This window comes from Bacillus sp. KNSH39 (genome assembly GCF_052656585.1).
In genome coordinates this window covers 3,145,517-3,163,305 of the sequence record NZ_JBQXYO010000001.1, presented here as the reverse complement: position 1 = coordinate 3,163,305, position 17,789 = coordinate 3,145,517, and the positions used below count along the sequence as shown (strand labels likewise).

Here is a 17,789-nt window from a genome sequence, read left to right as displayed (position 1 = left end):
TTATTATATCATAAAGTGGAGTGCTAAAATTAAGCTTTTCAAGAATGAGTAATTTGTATGCCACAATTTAACTATTGATTAAGGAAGTATTAAGGAAATATATTTATAGTAGAAGCAAGTTTGCAGACGAAATATAGGATATATGTTATTTTAATACAAATAGTTTTTTCGATGCGAGGTGAAATTAATACATAGAAAAGAGGGAATGAATTGAAGTATGGTTCTACACTTTTTCATCTTCCAAAAAGAAATATATTAATTTCTAGCATTATAAGTAGTATGGTGACTTTATTAGTAATAACTATACTGTTTATGATTTTAAAGGTTTTCAATTTAGACATGATGAAAGATCATTTAAATCAAAAGCTTGTTTTAAGTGTTATGATGATTTTCGTATGGGGCATAACGTTTTATATTACGCATTTCAATAAAAAAGAGATGTCTATACTTAGAGCATCCCTACGAGTGCATTTTATATTATTTTTGCTAGCTCATACAGTAGCGTTATTTTATATTGTCATGCAAGTTAATATGAGTTTCATAGAGGCAATGAATTGGATTTACTTTTATAATATGCAGTTTATATTAAGTTTTGTAGTAATTTATGCAATATATATTCTTGTATATAATTTAATAGGTAAGGTTTTTCTAAGTATGGTTTTAACGAGCTGTACGTTAGTCATTTTATGTATTGTGAATTATTTGAAGCTTATTTTCAGAGGTGATCCGTTATATCCTTCTGATTTTACACAAATTACGCATATGCAATCTGTTATACCGATGGTGATGGACTATTTTAGTTGGAGTTATATTTTTGTCATTATCTTAAGTATCGTAGCTTGTATTGTAGCAGGGATATATATGAGAAGGTATATTCAAAATGTAAAGATTCATCTAGGAATAAGAGCCTTATTAGTAGTAGGGTCTATTTTTGTTCTATATGCGTATGGTAATTTTGCGAATACATTTATGAATAAAGTATTTCAAAAATCAGGTGTAGATTTTGTTTTGTGGAATCAAAATGAGAACTATGCTTCAAATGGTTTTGTACTTGGGTTTATTAGCAATTTAGATACAACAGTTATGGAAAAACCAAAAAATTATTCTAAAGAAAATATGCTTCAAATAGCAAACGATATAAAAAAACAATATAGTGGAAATATAGGGAGCCAAAAGAAAAAAGAGAAACCGAATATTATTTTTGTAATGAGTGAATCGTTTTGGGATCTGACGAAAGTAACTAACCTTTCTTTTAGTGAAGATCCTGTACCAAATTTACATCATTATATAGAAAACTTTCCTGGTGGACAAACTATTTCTCCTACATTTGGGGGAAATACGGCGAACGTTGAATTTGAGGCATTAACAAGTTATTCAATGAGTTTGTTAAAGCCAGGTTCTATACCATATCAGCAGGTCATTACAAATAAGAAAGAAATTCCATCAATCCCTACGGCGTTGAAGAAAGAAGGTTATTACACAAGTGCAATTCATTCATTTGGTCGCACATTCTTTAAACGTGACGATGTATATAAGGTGTTAGGATTTGATAAGTTTAATGCAGAGGACACGATGAAAAATGTGGATATTGATGGAGATTATATTAGTGATTTAGCGATGAGTAAAGAGATAATTGCTGAGTTAGAGAAACAAAAACAACCTACATTTATTCATGCAGTTACGATGCAAAATCATTTTCCATTTACAGAGGGCCGATTTGGTGAAAACCTAATAGAAATTACCGGTCTAGAAAATGAAGAATCAAAGGGAGAATTAGAGACGTATACAGAGGGATTAAGACGTTCAGATGAGGCTCTTCAATATTTAATAGAGCAACTAGATAATTTAGATAGACCTACATTATTAGTATTCTTTGGAGATCATCTTCCATCATTAGGAACAAATAAATCTTTTTATAAAGAAAATGGGTATATAACGAATGAAAAAACACCGAGCGAACGTTTAGCGATGGCGCAAACTCCGTTATTAATGTATGCAAACTTTGATATGCCAAATGATAATTTAGGTTTAGTAAGCCCAATTCATTTTTCTAATCTTATTTTTGATTATGCAGGATTAAATAAATCCTTATTTTATCAATTTTTATCGGAACTTTACAAGGAAATACCAGTGCTTAGAGATGAATTAAAAGTTGATAAAAATGGAGAAGTAATCAATGATTTAACAAAGAAACAAAAAGAAATGTTAGAGCAATATAAAATGCTTCAATATGATTTACTCGTTGGAAATCAATATAGTAAAGATATCCTCTTTAAATAAAAGAAACAAAAAGAACTTGTATAACGATACAAGTTCTTTTTTCATAGTATTTAACGGGGTAACCAGACAAGCTGGGTTTAGGGAGTATTACTTGTACATTTAGTATATATGAAAATATAATCGTTTTATTTGTGTATTTGTGAGAAATGTGTGAATTTTATGTTTTATAAAAAACGATTATGTTAACTTTCATTCTTATATTGCAGTTGTTATGTTTGTAAAAATTTTATCAGTTCTTTATTTAATTCATCCGCTTGATCGATTGGTGAACCATGACCACTATTTGTAAGAGCATGTAACTGAGAATTTTTAATTCGTTGTTGCGTAAGCTCAGCACTTTTGTAAGGAATTAGTTGGTCGTGAACGCCGTGGAAGATTTTTGTTGGGACGTTAATTTTATTTAAATCTTTCGTTACATCTTCATTTGCAGCTGCTTGTAAAATTTTTATAAGGGCATAAGAAGCGGACTGCATACCGAGATAAGAAAACCATTCAAGGGTTGCAGCCCCTAAGTTTCTATTAAAAAAGGATAAAGATACATCATTTAAAAATTTTGGTAAATTAGCATACATTTGATTAATGAGAGCATCTGCTTGTTCTTTCGGTACACCGTAAGGGGACTCTTGATTTTTAACGAAAGAGGGGGAGACAGCGTCAATTAATGCGAGCTTAGAAATGCGGCGTCCATTATAGCGAGACATATAGCGAATAGAAAGAGCACCACCAACTGAGAAACCGACTAATGTAGCGTTCTCTACTTGAAGTGCTTCCAGAACAATTGCGATATCATCGGCTAATCGATCATACGTGTAACCAGTCCATGGCTTATCAGATTGCCCATTCCCTCGTATATCCATGGCGATACAGCGAAAGCCATGCTCAGGTAAAACATTGAGTTGATATTGGTACATTTGATGATTTAAAGGCCATCCGTGAACGAAGAAAACAGTCTTACTACCTGGACCAGGATTAACGTCTTGCACAAAAATATGCACATCTTTCTCGACAGTAACAAACATAAATGTCCCCCTATTCTATGAATATACTCGATCCCAAAAGCGTTGTTTTGTCATAGCTTTAATAAATTTATTTGCTAGTCGCGTAGAGTCTTGTTCTATTAAAACACCAGGCTTTCCTTCGATATTTAAAGATTGAATAATAGAAGAGCCGTTTTGGAAGGAGCCAATCGGCTTAAAGTGATTATATGATTCTACGACAAATGAACTTGCGTTGTTAAGAAAATGATCATCCATCTTTCCGCCGATAAGAAGTAATCCATCATAAAAGAGTGGTGAGCCTGTTAAGAAAGTATCATTTACTTCCCACTGTCCATTTGGCGTTCCCTGCACTATGCCTAATCGTTCGGAAACGATCACTGGCAGTTAAAGAGTTTTCATCGTTTGAAATTTTAATACCTGTATTTGTTGTCATCTCCTTTCCTTCATTTTCACGCATGAAAGATTGGAGTTGTTCGGTCTTTTTATTTTTTTTGCCATCCATAAAAAACACCTCCCATAATATACGTATTATTGTTTATGTTTTTTATGCTTGTATATAGCATGAAGATATTGCATAGTTGGCATGATTTTCCTCAAATGTTCGATTTATCTTTGTTTGTCTATGAAAATCATTTATTATAATAAATGGTATTCTTCGAGATATTATTTTGAAGGGGTGTTGAAGTGAAAGAAAGTTTTCTATCATATAAAGAAGAAGAAAGAAATGCAAAAATCCTTTTATGGGTGTTATATGTCATTGTTATTGTATATCAAATTTTCTATGCAATCGTATTAGAAGATAAATCAATAATGGATAAGGGATACAACATAATATGGCAAGTTATTTGCGGAGTAGCAATACTGTGCGTGAATATATATTTAATGAAAAAAGAGAAGGCAAACCTTGTTAAATATGCATGGATATTTGCATACATAGGGATAGAACTCGCTAATATATTTTCGTATGTTTTTTATAATAAGGCGGCGTTTGATGCGACAAATATAATAGAAATTATTCTCATTTTCTTTGTACCTATATTTTTAAATAAAAAATTCTATGTGTTTTTACTTTCCTCTATTGTAGGAAAATATTTAATTTATTTATTTGTATTAGAGGAAGTAAAAGCATTTATGTTCCTTATTATGTATACACTTATGTTAATAGCTGCATATATCATTTTAAACCGATTTTTACAATATCTTTCAGCTGTAAAGGAAAGTATTGCGATTGCTAGTGAATCACAGAAATTAGCAGTAATCGGAAAAATGGCAGCGACGGTTGGACATGAAATTAAAAATCCACTTGCTTCATTAAAAGGATTTACGCAATTACAACGAGAGAAGCATGAAGAGGATCCTATTTATAAACGTATGATTTTTGAAATAGAAAATATGAATAATATGATAAGTGAGTTAATGGAAGTTGCTACATGCAAACCTTCTATTTATAAGAAACATGATGTAGGAAAAATTGTATTACAAGTAATAACAAGTCTTCGTGAAAAAATAGATGAATTAAACATTCAGTTTATTTCTAATGTGGAAGAAAAAACAATAGAAGTTGAATGTGATGAACGAAAAATAAGAGGAGTCTTTTTATATACGATAAAAAATGCTTTAGAGGCAATGGGACAAGGTGGTATATTACATTTACAATTAGAAAATAAAGGGAAAGAATATGTAATGATCAGTGTGATCGATAATGGTCATGGTATTAAGCAAGAAAACTTACCCCGTGTTACAGAGGCCTTTTATACAACGAAACAAGATAAAATTGGTCTGGGACTGACGGTAGCGAATCGAATTGTCGCCGAGCACCTTGGTGAGTTGCATATTTCAAGTGAAAAAGATACTGGAACGAGAATAGACATCATTCTCCCAAGGAAGTGTGGAAATACTGAAATCCAAGTGGAAGAAAAGCTAGGAGTTACCATATGAATAAAGGCTATATATTTAAAAATGAAGAAATAAAGGCGCTGAAAGCATTTTTAAGTTTATTTTTTATTATATTTTTCGTATATGATCTTGCCTATGAATTTATCGTACCGTTAATCGGTGGAGAGCAAGAAGGTGTAGGAGAGTTTGAAGATGGTTTAGGTTTATGGCTTTACTTTTTGATGGTGGTATTGTTTTGCATTGGAATATACTTTATGAAATGGAAGAATGCTTTTGCGGTAAAGTATATTATTCTAATTGGCTATAATGTATTAGATTGTATCCATAACATTATGATTTATTATGGTAGCGATGCAGAATTTGACGGTGGAAATATAGTAGAAGGATTTTTTATTTTGTTTGCACCAATCTTTGTGAATAAAAGATATTTCTGGTTAGTTCCAGCGATACTTATCGGAAAGTATGCTCTTACAGGAATCATTATTCAATCTTCTCTCGTTTTAATCCCAATGGCATTATATAGCGTATTTACTATCATATGTTGGATTATATTTTTAAGGGTTCAGTCTTACGTTCGTACGCTTGAGATGATGGACAAAGAAATAAAACAGACAGAAAAACTAGCAGCTGTTGGAAAGATGGCAACGGTTATTGGTTATAAGATTAGAAGACCTTTAGCAAACTTAAAAAAACTTGTGAATAAACAAGCAGACAAGCATCCAGAGGATAAAATTTATAGTGATATTATGAAACAAGAAGTAGATCGGATTCATATAATTGCTACAGAACTTAGTGGATTTGAGAAATCTAAATCACTAGAATCAGAAACTCATAACATACAAGAAATTATTTCTTATGTTATTCGAGTTATGGAAAAGCCAGCTTTAAAACAAGGAGTTTACATACAAGGTATTTACAGTAAAGACTTACCATCAATTACATGTGATGAAAAACGATTAAAACAGGTCTTTTTTAATTTAATCAAAAATGCAATTGAAGCAATGTCAGTTGGCGGAACAATTACGATTAAAGTTACTGTAAAAGATGGAATCATCGTTCAAGTGAAAGATGAGGGATGCGGCATTCCGAAAGATAAAATTCCAAAATTAAATGAAGCCTTTTATACAACGAAAGAAACAGGAACTGGTCTAGGTTTAGTAGTTACAGAAAAAATTATTAAAGACCACAACGGTAAAATAAGTTTTGAAAGTGAAGTTGGGGTTGGAACGACGGTTGAAGTTATGTTACCACTGCATTAACCACAAAAAACATCACTTATTTGGAAGTGATGTTTTTTTATTTTATCTCGCTATTTGTGTATAGTAAAAATCTCATTTTATCGATAAAGAATGTATGATGTGTTTCTAGCATCAAAATGTTTTTTGAAAGTTTTAAATATGGATTTCCTAGAAAAAATTCAGATTATAAAAATTAATGGTTTTTTTCTAAAAAAACTATTTTCTTTTTTGGGTTTTAATGGTATATTCAAAACACGATAAATAAATACCTATATTTGGCACACTATTCGAAAGGATAGGTCGCAAAGCTAAGAGTCTAAAGTAATGAAAATTACTATGATAGTCTGGTTGCAGTTTGGATTTTCACACATAGTTGTATGTATGAAAATCGAAGAGGCAACCGGATTTTTTTATTGTCTCAAAAAGAAAAAATAAATGGGCACACTATTCGAAAGGATAGGTCGCAAAGCTAAGAGTCTAAGGTAATGAAAATTACTATGATAGTCTGGTTGCAGTTTGGATTTTCACACATGTTGTGATGTATGAAAATCGAAAAGGCAACCAGGCTTTTTATTTTCTAGGAATATACACTATGATTGTAAATTTAGCTAGAAAATAAATTTAGTGTTCGAAATATTCGGTATATAGGAAGCGAGGGAGGGAAGTACATTGCAAAAACAAATAGGGAAATTTGGGCGTATACTTCTCGCTGGAGGAATATTATTTACACAAGTTGGTGTGCTAGACTACTCTGCAACGAAAGTTTATGCGGTTACAAACGACGAGCAAGGACGTTTTATCGTTCATATGGATAAACAAGAAATAAAAGTTGATGAAAATGTAGTATTAAAGATTACAAATACAAATAAACAAGATGCTAATATCGAGCTGAAATTATCTAATGAGCAGCTGTTTAATGAAGCAGAAACGAAAAAAATGAATGAAAACAATAAAGCGATTCAAAACATTTCAGTAACAGAAGATCACATTGTAAAAATTGAAAAGAATGAACAAAGTCATTCTATCGGTGACGTATATGTAGTCATTCAAATGAAAAAAGCTGGAGAGTACAAATTTGAACCGATGGTGAAGTTTGAAGGGAATGAAAAGAAAATTGAATCTCCTTCTCTGCATGTTGGAGAGAAAAAAGAGGCTTTACATGTAGCTATTTCTGATGAAAATCCAAAGGTTTCAGAGGAAGTTGTGAAAAAAGAAATCAGTGAAAAAGTGAAAGTATCGGAAGAAAATAAAAAACAAGAAATAAATGCTACTAATGCTGAAATTCCAAAAGAAACGAAGACTTTAGCGAAAGAAAAGGTTAATGAAGAACTCGTATCAAAGGAAAATGAATTAAAAGAGAGCAATAAGGTCAACGAAAATAATCAGGAATTACCTGCTATTCAAGCTGAGAAGGTATTAAAGAGCCAATCTCTACTAGCTGCTAGTCCTGTTACAAGTATTCTTAAATATCCAAATGTAAAGGTAATAAATAATAGAACAGGTGAAGGGCCTTCTATCTCGGGTAAATATGCTTTTAGATTTGTTTGGAGCCCACAAGTAACATATGAGGTAAAGGGTAGTAGCGATGACAGAACTGGTCAAAGTCAATATACATTTAGAAATTCAAATAGAGAACAGTACGTATTAGTAAAAAAAGCTGGTGAATATCAAGGGAAATGGATTGATGTCCGTATTAATATTCAATCTATGACAGCTTCATCTGTAGATGTTAAAACACCAATAACTAAAGGTGATGCAAAAAACTTTTTACAATTATATGGGAACGGAAGGGCAGGACAAACTTATAATGCTTCCTTTGAATTTTATGAGCACGGAACAAGTAAAAAAGTACCATTAACGGCAATGTGGAATTTTAAAAGGATAAATAGTTATAAAAATGTTACGTTGCGTAATGATGGTAGTCATTTAACGAATTTATACGTGTATGATACGAGTTCAATTAGGTATCAAGATAAAGGGAATAATAAAATAGAGTTTTCTGGAACAGCAGGCCCAGTAGCTACTCCAGAAGCAGATATGACAATTACATTTGATAATTTAACAGAATTACCGCTAGAAGTTAGATTAAATGCTTCAGGTGTTAATGTAGCATACGACCAATTAGCGATCACACAAATTGAAATTCCAGCTCCAAGTGTAATAGGAGATATTGTGGAAGATAATTCCCGTCAACTTTCTTATAAGGTATATCAAAATATGCCTGCTCAATCGAAAGATATTCACTATGCGAAATCTTTTGTATTAGAAAGTGAAGTGAATAAGGATTTTACTGTGAATGATGTTTCCATTCAAGATGTGGAGAGTGGAGATGATGTAAGTAGCTTCTTTGATATTAGTAGGAAAAACAATAAAGTCACTGCAGTTGCGAAAGAAAATGCGCTAAAAACAGAAGAATTCAACGGGAAAATTTACGAGATGACAATTACAGGTTCTCCTGTAAAAGGTGCCGATGTAATGAAATATTACAAAGGTGGTTATCTTGAAATACCGGTGTCAGCTAAAAATTATTTAGATGGCGATAAGAATGGGCAAGATAGTAATCGAGATGGAATCGCAAAAATAAGGTATAAAGGTATTCCAATTGGGAAATCAGTCCCACAAAAAGTAGTGCAAGGAACAGATTTAACAAAAATGGATATTTCTAAATTTGTGACAGATTTATCTGTAGATACGAATTTGGATGTAGATAAACCAATATCAGTAGTGAAGTTAATCAATATTCCGGATACCAAAATAATAGGGAATCATACTGTAACGGTTGTAATTGAAACGAAGCAAGGTGTACAAGCGGAAATTCAAGTTCCAGTTACTGTTGTTGATGGAACTTTAAAGTTAGTAGACGTACCAAAAGAAATTACCTTTGGAGATTTAACAATTCCATCGAAAACAACGACATACGCACCGAAAGCGATCTCAAATCCTTTAAAGGTAACCGATGATCGTGTTAAAAAGCAAAAATGGAGTGTATATGTAAAGGAAATCACACCATTAACTTCAGCAAAAAATGACACATTGACAGGAGCATTGATTTACAAACGAAATGGAAAGGATACACCTTTAAGTACTTCTAGTATAGAAGCATTCTCGTATACTTCTAAAAACGACGAGGAGGTTTCACTAAATTGGAAGGAAAACGAGGGAATTCATTTACAAGTAAAACCAGGGCCGAATGTCAAAGCAAATACAAAATATTCCGGACAGCTAGAATGGACATTAACCGATGCTCCTCTCTAAAAATATATGAAATATATAAATTTTAGAAAGGAGAGAGTAATGAAAAAAATAGTTGGTATTATCGTTTCCACATTTATATGTGTGCCGTTTCTTATGGCAAATGTAGTAACGGCTACAAGTGCGAATTCAAAAGCAGGTATTACATTTTCGAATAGCTATACACCAAATACATCAACTGATCCGACAAAGATAAATCCAAAAAAAGAGACAGTTGATAAAAATAAAAATGGAGATAAATATTTACCGAAAACAGGAGGCCAGACACGGGACTTCAAACAATATATAGGATTGTTTTCTATTGTTTTATCTCTATATGTATTCAAAAGAATTAGGGGAAAGCAAGTGTATTCAAAATAAAAAATAGATGAAAACAGAGAAAAGGGGAAGGTACATATGAAACTAGCAAAATTAGCATTAATTGGTGCAGTATCATTAACATCAGTTGCAGCAGTAGGAACTTCAGCATTTGCGGAAGAAAAAGCAAATATGAAATCTAAAACAGATGTAATGTTTATTGAAGATACAAGCATAACAGATCCAAATAATCCAGAAAATCCAAATGAAAAAGTTACACCAGAGAACCCTGGTGACCATGAAAAAGGAACAAAAGGTCCATTAAGTATTAACTACGTTTCTAACTTACACTTCGGCGAGCAAGTTATCTCTGGTAATGATCAAACGTACTTTGCAAAATTGGACAAAGTGAAACAAGGGAGCAAAACAGTTGAAGTACCTAACTTCGTATCTGTAACAGATAACCGTGGTACAAATGCAGGATGGAAATTGAAAGTAAAGCAAAATGCACAATTTAAAAGTGGTAATAGTGAGTTAACAAATGCAGCTTTAAGCTTAAGTAACCCAGCTGTAAATTCTGTAACTGATGCACAATATGCACCTACCACATTTAAAAATAAAGTAACGTTAGCTCCAGGTGGAGATGCGGTGGAAATTGCTACTGCCGCAAAGAATAAAGGTATGGGTGATTGGACGACTGCATTCGGTAAAGGAGCAGAACAAGGTAAACAGAGTGTGAGCTTATTCGTACCAGGTACGACAGCAAAAGAAAAAGGTGCGAAATATTCAGCTGAGCTAACTTGGACTTTAGAAGATACACCAAACTAAGGTTGTATAAGATTGAAAATTAAGAATAAATGAATTTTAAAAAATAAAGGAGTATAAAACTATGAAACTAGCAAAATTAGCATTAATTGGAGCGGTAACATTATCATCAGTATCAGTAGGGACGTCTGCATTTGCAGCTGAGAAAGATGGCGGGAAATTAGATTCAAAAGCATTCATTAAATTCGAGAAAAATACAGATAAAATTGATGTTGTTAATCCAGAGAATCCAGATGAAACTGTAGATCCAGTTGATCCAGATAAAAAAGGTACAGATGGTCCACTAAGTATTGATTATGTATCTAACTTCAACTTTAAAACACAAAAAGCATCAGGGAATAACGAAATCTATTTTGCAGAATTAGATAAAGTAAAGAAAAAAGTAGACGGTTCTGTAATTGACGTGCCAAACTACGTTCAAGTAACAGATAACCGTGGTACAAATGCAGGATGGCATTTAACAGTAAAACAAAATGGTCAATTCAAAACTGCAGATGATAAAGCGTTGGATGGCGCGGCATTAACATTAAAAAATTCAGCTTTGAAATCAAATGCAGGTAGCGACGCACCAACAGCAGAACAATCTATCACATTAAATCCAAGTGGTGCAGCATCTGATTTAATCGATGCAAAAGAAAACCAAGGTATGGGTACATGGGTAAATACGTTCGGTAAAGATGCAACAGAAGCGAAACAAAGCGTAGAGTTATCTGTACCAGGTAAAACGAAAAAAGAACAAACACAATACACAACTTCACTAACTTGGGAACTAACAGACGCTCCTATGTAGGTAAGAGGAATTTTAAGATAAAAGAGGAAAATGAGAAGAGATAAGGGAATGGCTTTAACCTTATCTCTTTCTTGTCTATAAAATGGATATGAAGGGGACTACATAAGAGATGGTAAAAAAACTATTTACTAGCTTACTATTAATTACATTCTTCATGATAAACGCTTTTTCAGTATATGCAGCTGAAATGAAATTTGCTGTGACAGCAGTTATACCAGAAAATCAAATTGATAAAAATCAAACGTATTTTGATTTGAAAATGCAACCTGGACAAAAGCAAACAATTCAAGTCCAAATGAAAAATGATACGAATAAAGAAGTTGTGGTAGAATCGTTTGCTAATACAGCAATTACGAATAGCAATGGTATTACAGATTATAGTACAGTAGAACCAAAAACGGATTCTACTTTGAAATATCCGTTTTCTAAAATTACTAAAATGCCAAAAGAAACGAAAGTCCCAGCTAACAGCATAGTGACAGTTGATATAAACTTGGAAATGCCAAGTGAGTCGTTTGATGGTGTTATTCTAGGTGGTTTATACTTTAAAGAAAAAGAAGATGAGAATGCAAAGAAAAAAGATGAAGGTGTGCAAATTGAAAATAAATATGCATACGCAATTGGTGTTGTTTTAAAAGAAACAGATGCTGAAGTAAAACCAGACATGAAATTAAACGAAGTAAAGCCAACACAAATTAACGGGCGTAACGTCGTTACTGCAAATTTACAAAACGTAAAGCCAGCAATGTTAAAAAATTTAAGTGTTGATGCAAAGATATATAAAGAAAAAGGTACGGACGTTTTATTTGAAGCGAAAAAAGAAAATTTAAGAATGGCGCCAAACTCAAACTTTGATTACGCTATTAGCTGGGAAAACAAAGCATTTGATCCAGGAACGTACCGAGTAGAAGTGAAAGCTACTGATGGCGATCAAAAATGGGAATGGACGAAAAAATTTACAATTGAAGGCAAGACAGCTGATAAGTTAAATGATACAGCGGTAGAAGCGAAAAAAGACTACACACTATATTACATTATCGGCGGAGTACTACTGTTAATTATATTATTAGTTCTTGTGTTCTTCTTAGGTAGACGTTCTAAAAAAGAGGACGATAACGAAAAATAATATATTGATAGTGTAAAAAGAAAATAATGGATGTTTTACTATGAAAAATATATAATGGCTTTGTCTGTTATTTGTTGTAGTTCATTTATATTTCTATTTGTTGACCCGAATTTCGGGTCTTTTTTTATGAAATGAATTGCTATATATCGGTAATTAGAAAAATAGAATATACAGCACTTGCAGTAATTCCAGGGGTAATATAAAGGGATATAGCATCTCCTCTTGCAACTGGGTTTCCAGTTGTAATACTAGTCCAAGTTACAGTAGCGGGACCTACTGCCGGGGTAGGATTAAATACTTGAATTTGTCCTGCTCCGCTATCCGTTGGTTTAATGGAAAATACCATAGTTCCGGTAATTTTGTCAGTAGTAGTTAAGGTAATAGTAGATAGGATGTAGCTAGAAGAAGGGGTTGTGAGGTTTGTTGGGACATTTCTGCAAATATTAATCGTATAAATAGCAGCAGGTAAATTATTTATATTTATAGACGCAGAAAAGCCGACAATACTACCGGCTCCAGCAGTGACATATGGAATAACATTGGAGTCAATTCCAGGAGAACCCGCTATACGTTGAAAACCAGCATTTGTTCCTTGAAAAACAATACTTTTTGCTGAAGCACTATCGGCAGATCCCGTAGGTCCAGTGTTCCCCGTAGGCCCAGTGATGCCGGTAGGCCCGGTACTACCGGTAGGTCCACTTTCTACTAATACGATATAATCTGGAGATATATTAGGAAACCCTTGAGGTGCATCTTTTTTTACAACATAGCCACTGCCCGTATAAGTGACAACTTGTCCTTTTTTATAGTTGGGAGCCGCTGCTAGACTAAAGGTGGTAGTACTTTGGAAACCAGCTCCGGAAGGTCCAGCATTACCCGTAGGTCCGGTGTTCCCCATGGGTCCGGTGTTCCCCGTGGGTCCAGTGTTCCCCGTGGGTCCGGTGTTCCCCGTGGGTCCAGTGTTCCCCGTGGGTCCAGTGTTCCCCGTAGGTCCGGTGTTCCCCGTGGGTCCAGTATTTCCGTTAGAGCCGCTGTTGCGTCTGCCATCGCAACTAAAAAAATTACGTGGGTACATATATGTTCTCCTTTCTATATTTTCAAAATCTAGTTTTTAAAATAGAACTAATATATATATATTATGAATTCTATAATTTTGTGTGGCAGATCGTCTTTTGTGTCTAGATTTCAAAAGATAGCGGGAGGAGAATTAAGTAGTGTTAGAGCCACCATTTTTCCTGAGGAAGTAAAATAACATCCACATCAAAATTCTCTTTAAACCAATCATACATCAATGTCTCTTTCACTAAATATTCAGAGGCAGAGTGTGACACACCAATTAGAGACATATTCGTTTCTTTTACATAATCCATAATGAGCGAGTATTTATGTCTGCCGTAATCATTATCGATATGGCAATGGATTTCTCCTGTAATATATGCTTCAGCACCTTTTTCTTCTGCTTCCTTCATTAAAGATACGACATCGCCACATCCAGCGATAATTGCGATTTTTTTGATGGAATCATGTCGTTTACCTTCGAAGTCTGTGTAAGGAATCTGGAAGAGTTGTTTTAGATGTTTTTGGAGTGCTTCTGTTGATGTTTCATCTATTTCACAAATAAGGCCAACTGGTTCTTGTTCTGGACCTCCATATGCAAAGTCGTCCACTACAGTAGCGTTTAATGCTTTTGCAATTGAAATACTCGTTCCATGTGTTTGATGAAAATCCATTGGTACGTGACATGTATATATAGAAAGTTGTTTTTCTTTTATTCCTTGCAAATATTTTTCAGGAATTGGTAAGAAACCGCGGCCTGATCTTCCAAGCGGATCACCGCACTCCATTACAAGGGGATGATGCATAAAGAGTAAATCACCGGGTGTGGATTGTGAAATGAATGTTTCAAGAACGTCATCTGTAGGGAATACAGCTAAAAATACTTTGTTTACATTTTCAGATCCGTGCATCATAAGGCCGTTAAATAAATCTACAAAATTTGCTTCGAAAAATTGTTGCCAAGGAAATTTGATAGGATCATATACGGCTGGGATAAATCGACTAAAGGCACTATCTTTTCCGTATTTTTCAATTTGGAATAAGTGATCGAGTGATTGCTCTATTTTTTTTAAGGCTGGCATGTTTGATAATCCTCCTTAAGATGATTCTTGCTTTATGAGTTGTTTGTATTCTTCGTAGCAAAATAAGAAGCGGATAGGAAACAAATAAAACCTAGAATCCAGCTAATAGAAGGAGAATAGGGAAGTACATGCTGTAATAGCATTCCGCTAGAAATGAAGAAACTACTAAATACACCTAATAACATGGGATATCGTTGTAGTTTGAACACAGATAGTAAACATCCTTTCTCCTGCATGAACTACTCATAAAAGCTCGATTGCTGAAACTTTATCACATACATTGTATATTAGTCTTAATTTTCTGTATATAACTTTTAAGAAAAATGGTGATACAATATATGAATGATAAGAGAAGAGAGGATGAAGATTAACATATGTACGTTACTGTAACAGAAGCAGCATATAAAAAGATTATGGATACGATTCCAAGTGAAGCGAAATATATAAAGTTATTTTATGATAATGAAGGTTGCGGTTGTGTTATGAGCGGAATCATCGATTTAGTAGCTGTAGCAGAGAAAGATGAGCGCGATGTGGATATTGAATCAAGCACAATGAATTTTATCGCTGATCGTACAAAGCTTGTATTTATGGACGATAAGTTAACGGTTGATTGGCATGAAGGTGGAGGAACTTTTCAGTTGAAGAGCCCAAGCCAGTTTTATAATCCAAATATGAAATTACACGTTCGAGTATAGTAAAGGTGAGTCCAAAATGTATTTTGGACTCACTTTTTTTATTTTATAAGTCGCTATTATTCTCGATAAGTCGATATATTGAAAAAATCGCTGATATAAATGGAGTTGCGCCGATATAATTTCATTTACCAAAACGTTTCATATAATAAAAAGATTTTTTCACATAATGAAATGTACATGTGATTGAATTTTCTGTATAATCTTCTTTGCGGAGGGGATACGCATGAGAAGATGGGGAATTGAGTTATTAATTTTAAGTGTTGTTATTATTTGGGGGATTAACTATACAATTGCGAAGTATGGACTTTTAGAATTTACAGCAATTGAGTTTACTGCACTTCGTATGATGGCGGCGGCACCGCTTCTGTTACTCCTTACCTTTTGTATTGAAAAGTCGGTTTATATGGAGCGAACGGATATACCTAGATTAATTATCGTTAGCGTTGTAGGTATTGTACTGTATCAAACGTTATTTATGGAAACTGTCAAATATACATCCGCTACAAATGCCTCTTTACTCATTTCTATTTCACCTATTTTTACAACTGCATTTGCGATTTTCTTGAAACAAGAAAAGTTTTCTTCTCGAAAGTTAATCGGTTCTATGACTGCCTTTGTTGGTGCAGCCTTAGTTTTAGTAGCAGGACATTCACTTACTAGTTCTTTTTATGGCAATGGAATTGGACTTATTACATCAATATGCTGGGGGCTTTATCCTGTTTTAGCAGGACCATTAATTAAAAAATATTCAGCATTACGTGTTACTGCATGGTCTGCATTAGTGGGTGCGATTCCGCTATTATTGTTAAGTGGTCCACATGTGTTTGTCATGCCATTTCACATTACTCACGGAATGACACTATTTGCTTTACTATATTCTATTTTCTTTGTAACAGTATTTGGTCTAGTAATGTGGTATGTTGGTGTTCAAAAAATTGGGGCGTCACATACGATGGTATATATGTATATAACGCCGCTTGTAGCGGTTCTATTTGCAGCTGTCTGGGCAAATGAATATGTATCGTTTCAACAAATCATCGGTGGAATTATCATTTTTGTCGGTCTATGGTTTGTGAAATCGGAGAAAGTAAAAGTTCATTCTATTGCAGAGGAACCTATATCAAAATAGGAAAACAGATCACCTATGATCTGCTTTCCTATTTTTTTATTTTTGGTAAGAAGATGAGAAACAAGATAGCAGTAATAAGTGGAATTAAGTTTAAAAATGGAATACGGAAGAGTGTAATAAGAATAATACCTGGAAGAAGAACACCGAGGACAGCGTAAAAAATGCTATGATTTTTCGTGTACCAATACAATGAAAGTCCAATAAGTGCAGGGATAATGAGGTGAATGAGAGCCATTAAAAAATAAATCATTAGATGCCCCCTTTATTTGTGTGCTTATTACATCATATCCGTATGTTCATAGATTGATATCATTTTTTTCATAAATGGACGGAAAAAGTTTGAAAAACCGTCACAAAATATGAGAATATGATGTTTGAAATCTTGTATAATATTATTTTCTAAAAACATTTAAACAACATAAACATACTGTTTATGTTGTTTTTAATTTGAATGAAATGAATGTAAGGAATATGAATTTGAAAGAAATTTTTTGTTGGATAGATAAGAACGAATGAAGAGAGGTACAGCATGATTAGTATGTCACTAAGATCATTTAAAATCCAATCGTATTATATACTAGGTATTTTGTTACTAGGTTGGATGTTAACACCGTTTTCAGCACACTTTTTAGGCGCTGGAATTGGGCTTATTGTAAGTATGTATTGCGTTTGGCTTTTAGGCAGAAGAATTGAGAAGCTTGGAGATAGTATTGTAAAGAAGACGAAAGCACCGACACTCGGTATGTTTAACCGTTTTGCAGCTGCCATTTTGGGTGCTATTATTATGTACGAAATTGAGCACCACATGGTTATGTGGGCGTTTGCAGTAGGGATTATGGGTGGGTATTTCTTAATCGTTGTGAATTTAGGTTACTATAGCATGAAAGATGAGAAAGAACTAACAAAGAGCTAAAAAGATAAAAGACTTCTTTTTAGATGGAATAGATGATCCAGTCACGAATAGAAGCGGTCAGGGCCTTTTTTAGCCCCATACGATGTGAAACCCGAGAGATGTAGTGAGTAGGGATATAATGTATATATTCGAAGCTGTAATTTTATAATCTAGGTCACAGATGAAGAGATTAGCGTTTCACTTTATATAAGATATAGAAAGAAGCTTAC

The 17,789-nt window shown here is 33.6% G+C and carries 16 protein-coding genes, 1 pseudogene and 2 riboswitches; of the genes and pseudogenes, 11 read left to right on the top strand and 6 right to left on the bottom strand.

The features are described from left to right. The first annotated feature begins 210 nt into the window (after positions 1-210). Positions 211-2,280, top strand: a complete 2,070-nt coding sequence (locus ACUL40_RS16165; protein ID WP_445423053.1) for an LTA synthase family protein — start codon at positions 211-213, stop codon at positions 2,278-2,280. Between the two features lie 209 nt (positions 2,281-2,489). Here the strand turns inward: ACUL40_RS16165 and ACUL40_RS16160 are convergent, their stop codons facing one another. From ACUL40_RS16160 to ACUL40_RS16150, 3 genes and pseudogenes are all read right to left on the bottom strand, one after another. Further along, on the bottom strand, positions 2,490-3,299 hold the full coding sequence (locus ACUL40_RS16160; RefSeq protein ID WP_000498279.1) for an alpha/beta fold hydrolase: 810 nt from the start codon (positions 3,297-3,299) through the stop codon (positions 2,490-2,492). A gap of 15 nt (positions 3,300-3,314) precedes the next feature. Then, positions 3,315-3,659: pseudogene (locus tag ACUL40_RS16155) on the bottom strand (catalase); the annotation flags it as partial. Then, positions 3,592-3,780 carry a hypothetical protein gene (locus ACUL40_RS16150; protein WP_000348759.1) on the bottom strand — a complete coding sequence of 63 codons (189 nt, stop codon included), beginning with the start codon at positions 3,778-3,780 and terminating at the stop codon, positions 3,592-3,594. The gene ACUL40_RS16150 and the pseudogene ACUL40_RS16155, both read right to left, overlap by 68 nt. Before the next feature lie 182 nt (positions 3,781-3,962). Here ACUL40_RS16150 and ACUL40_RS16145 point away from each other — a divergent pair, with 182 nt between their 5' ends. The 7 genes from ACUL40_RS16145 to ACUL40_RS16115 all read left to right on the top strand — a co-directional run bounded on the left by ACUL40_RS16145 (position 3,963) and on the right by ACUL40_RS16115 (position 12,702). Beyond that, on the top strand, positions 3,963-5,216 hold the full coding sequence (locus ACUL40_RS16145; RefSeq protein WP_000664890.1) for an ATP-binding protein: 1,254 nt from the start codon (positions 3,963-3,965) through the stop codon (positions 5,214-5,216). Beyond that, positions 5,213-6,433 (top strand): ATP-binding protein, encoded by a 1,221-nt coding sequence (locus tag ACUL40_RS16140; RefSeq protein ID WP_001032628.1) that lies wholly within the window; start codon positions 5,213-5,215, stop codon positions 6,431-6,433. Before ACUL40_RS16145 ends, ACUL40_RS16140 begins: the two co-directional genes overlap by 4 nt. Positions 6,434-6,679: 246 nt before the next feature. Continuing rightward, positions 6,680-6,768, top strand: a riboswitch (cyclic di-GMP riboswitch). 72 nt (positions 6,769-6,840) lie between these two features. Further along, positions 6,841-6,929: riboswitch (cyclic di-GMP riboswitch) on the top strand. Between the two features lie 152 nt (positions 6,930-7,081). Next, the gene (locus ACUL40_RS16135) at positions 7,082-9,667 is read left to right on the top strand and encodes a WxL domain-containing protein (RefSeq protein ID WP_065212186.1); all 2,586 of its coding nucleotides are present in this window, start codon (positions 7,082-7,084) and stop codon (positions 9,665-9,667) included. 39 nt (positions 9,668-9,706) lie between these two features. Continuing rightward, positions 9,707-10,024: a hypothetical protein gene (locus tag ACUL40_RS16130; protein ID WP_025710008.1), complete on the top strand. Its 318-nt coding sequence runs from the start codon at positions 9,707-9,709 to the stop codon at positions 10,022-10,024. Positions 10,025-10,060: 36 nt separating this feature from the next. Beyond that, on the top strand, positions 10,061-10,789 hold the full coding sequence (locus ACUL40_RS16125; protein WP_065212187.1) for a WxL domain-containing protein: 729 nt from the start codon (positions 10,061-10,063) through the stop codon (positions 10,787-10,789). Positions 10,790-10,850: 61 nt separating this feature from the next. Then, entirely contained in the window at positions 10,851-11,576 is a 726-nt protein-coding gene (locus ACUL40_RS16120; RefSeq protein WP_000761535.1) for a WxL domain-containing protein, read from the top strand. Between the two features lie 109 nt (positions 11,577-11,685). Continuing rightward, positions 11,686-12,702 (top strand): DUF916 and DUF3324 domain-containing protein, encoded by a 1,017-nt coding sequence (locus tag ACUL40_RS16115; protein WP_079004442.1) that lies wholly within the window; start codon positions 11,686-11,688, stop codon positions 12,700-12,702. A 139-nt stretch (positions 12,703-12,841) separates the two neighbouring features. Here ACUL40_RS16115 and ACUL40_RS16110 read toward each other — a convergent pair whose 3' ends face one another. Further along, positions 12,842-13,777, bottom strand: a complete 936-nt coding sequence (locus tag ACUL40_RS16110; protein ID WP_079004441.1) for a collagen-like protein — start codon at positions 13,775-13,777, stop codon at positions 12,842-12,844. A gap of 142 nt (positions 13,778-13,919) precedes the next feature. Further along, positions 13,920-14,840, bottom strand: a complete 921-nt coding sequence (locus tag ACUL40_RS16105) for a Nif3-like dinuclear metal center hexameric protein (RefSeq protein ID WP_001111125.1) — start codon at positions 14,838-14,840, stop codon at positions 13,920-13,922. A 374-nt stretch (positions 14,841-15,214) separates the two neighbouring features. Between ACUL40_RS16105 and ACUL40_RS16100 the strand changes: the two genes are divergently transcribed. Both ACUL40_RS16100 and ACUL40_RS16095 read left to right on the top strand, forming a co-directional pair. Then, complete coding sequence (locus tag ACUL40_RS16100; RefSeq protein ID WP_000289570.1) at positions 15,215-15,538, top strand: iron-sulfur cluster biosynthesis family protein; 324 nt, start codon at positions 15,215-15,217, stop codon at positions 15,536-15,538. A 223-nt stretch (positions 15,539-15,761) separates the two neighbouring features. Further along, a complete protein-coding gene (locus ACUL40_RS16095) occupies positions 15,762-16,667 on the top strand; it encodes a DMT family transporter (protein ID WP_001255410.1) in 906 nt (301 codons plus the stop codon). Between the two features lie 28 nt (positions 16,668-16,695). On the opposite strand, the gene ACUL40_RS16090 is transcribed toward ACUL40_RS16095, so the two are convergent. Next, a complete protein-coding gene (locus tag ACUL40_RS16090; protein WP_000639042.1) occupies positions 16,696-16,917 on the bottom strand; it encodes a hypothetical protein in 222 nt (73 codons plus the stop codon). A 279-nt stretch (positions 16,918-17,196) separates the two neighbouring features. On the opposite strand from ACUL40_RS16090, the gene ACUL40_RS16085 reads away from it, so the two are divergent. Beyond that, positions 17,197-17,580 carry an ATP synthase subunit I gene (locus ACUL40_RS16085; protein ID WP_000624926.1) on the top strand — a complete coding sequence of 128 codons (384 nt, stop codon included), beginning with the start codon at positions 17,197-17,199 and terminating at the stop codon, positions 17,578-17,580. The last annotated feature ends 209 nt before the right edge of the window (positions 17,581-17,789 follow it).

Bases quoted from the DNA above. Each gene is read 5' to 3' on its own strand.
- ACUL40_RS16120 (WP_000761535.1), top strand. From the start codon at position 10,851: ATGAAACTAGCAAAATTAGCATTAATTGGAGCGGTAACATTATCATCA.
- ACUL40_RS16130 (WP_025710008.1), top strand. From the start codon at position 9,707: ATGAAAAAAATAGTTGGTATTATCGTTTCCACATTTATATGTGTGCCG.
- ACUL40_RS16140 (WP_001032628.1), top strand. From the start codon at position 5,213: ATGAATAAAGGCTATATATTTAAAAATGAAGAAATAAAGGCGCTGAAA.
- ACUL40_RS16150 (WP_000348759.1), bottom strand. From the start codon at position 3,780: ATGGATGGCAAAAAAAATAAAAAGACCGAACAACTCCAATCTTTCATG.
- ACUL40_RS16090 (WP_000639042.1), bottom strand. From the start codon at position 16,917: ATGATTTATTTTTTAATGGCTCTCATTCACCTCATTATCCCTGCACTT.
- ACUL40_RS16085 (WP_000624926.1), top strand. From the start codon at position 17,197: ATGATTAGTATGTCACTAAGATCATTTAAAATCCAATCGTATTATATA.
- ACUL40_RS16115 (WP_079004442.1), top strand. From the start codon at position 11,686: ATGGTAAAAAAACTATTTACTAGCTTACTATTAATTACATTCTTCATG.
- ACUL40_RS16110 (WP_079004441.1), bottom strand. From the start codon at position 13,777: ATGTACCCACGTAATTTTTTTAGTTGCGATGGCAGACGCAACAGCGGC.
- ACUL40_RS16160 (WP_000498279.1), bottom strand. From the start codon at position 3,299: ATGTTTGTTACTGTCGAGAAAGATGTGCATATTTTTGTGCAAGACGTT.
- ACUL40_RS16105 (WP_001111125.1), bottom strand. From the start codon at position 14,840: ATGCCAGCCTTAAAAAAAATAGAGCAATCACTCGATCACTTATTCCAA.
- ACUL40_RS16095 (WP_001255410.1), top strand. From the start codon at position 15,762: ATGAGAAGATGGGGAATTGAGTTATTAATTTTAAGTGTTGTTATTATT.
- ACUL40_RS16125 (WP_065212187.1), top strand. From the start codon at position 10,061: ATGAAACTAGCAAAATTAGCATTAATTGGTGCAGTATCATTAACATCA.
- ACUL40_RS16100 (WP_000289570.1), top strand. From the start codon at position 15,215: ATGTACGTTACTGTAACAGAAGCAGCATATAAAAAGATTATGGATACG.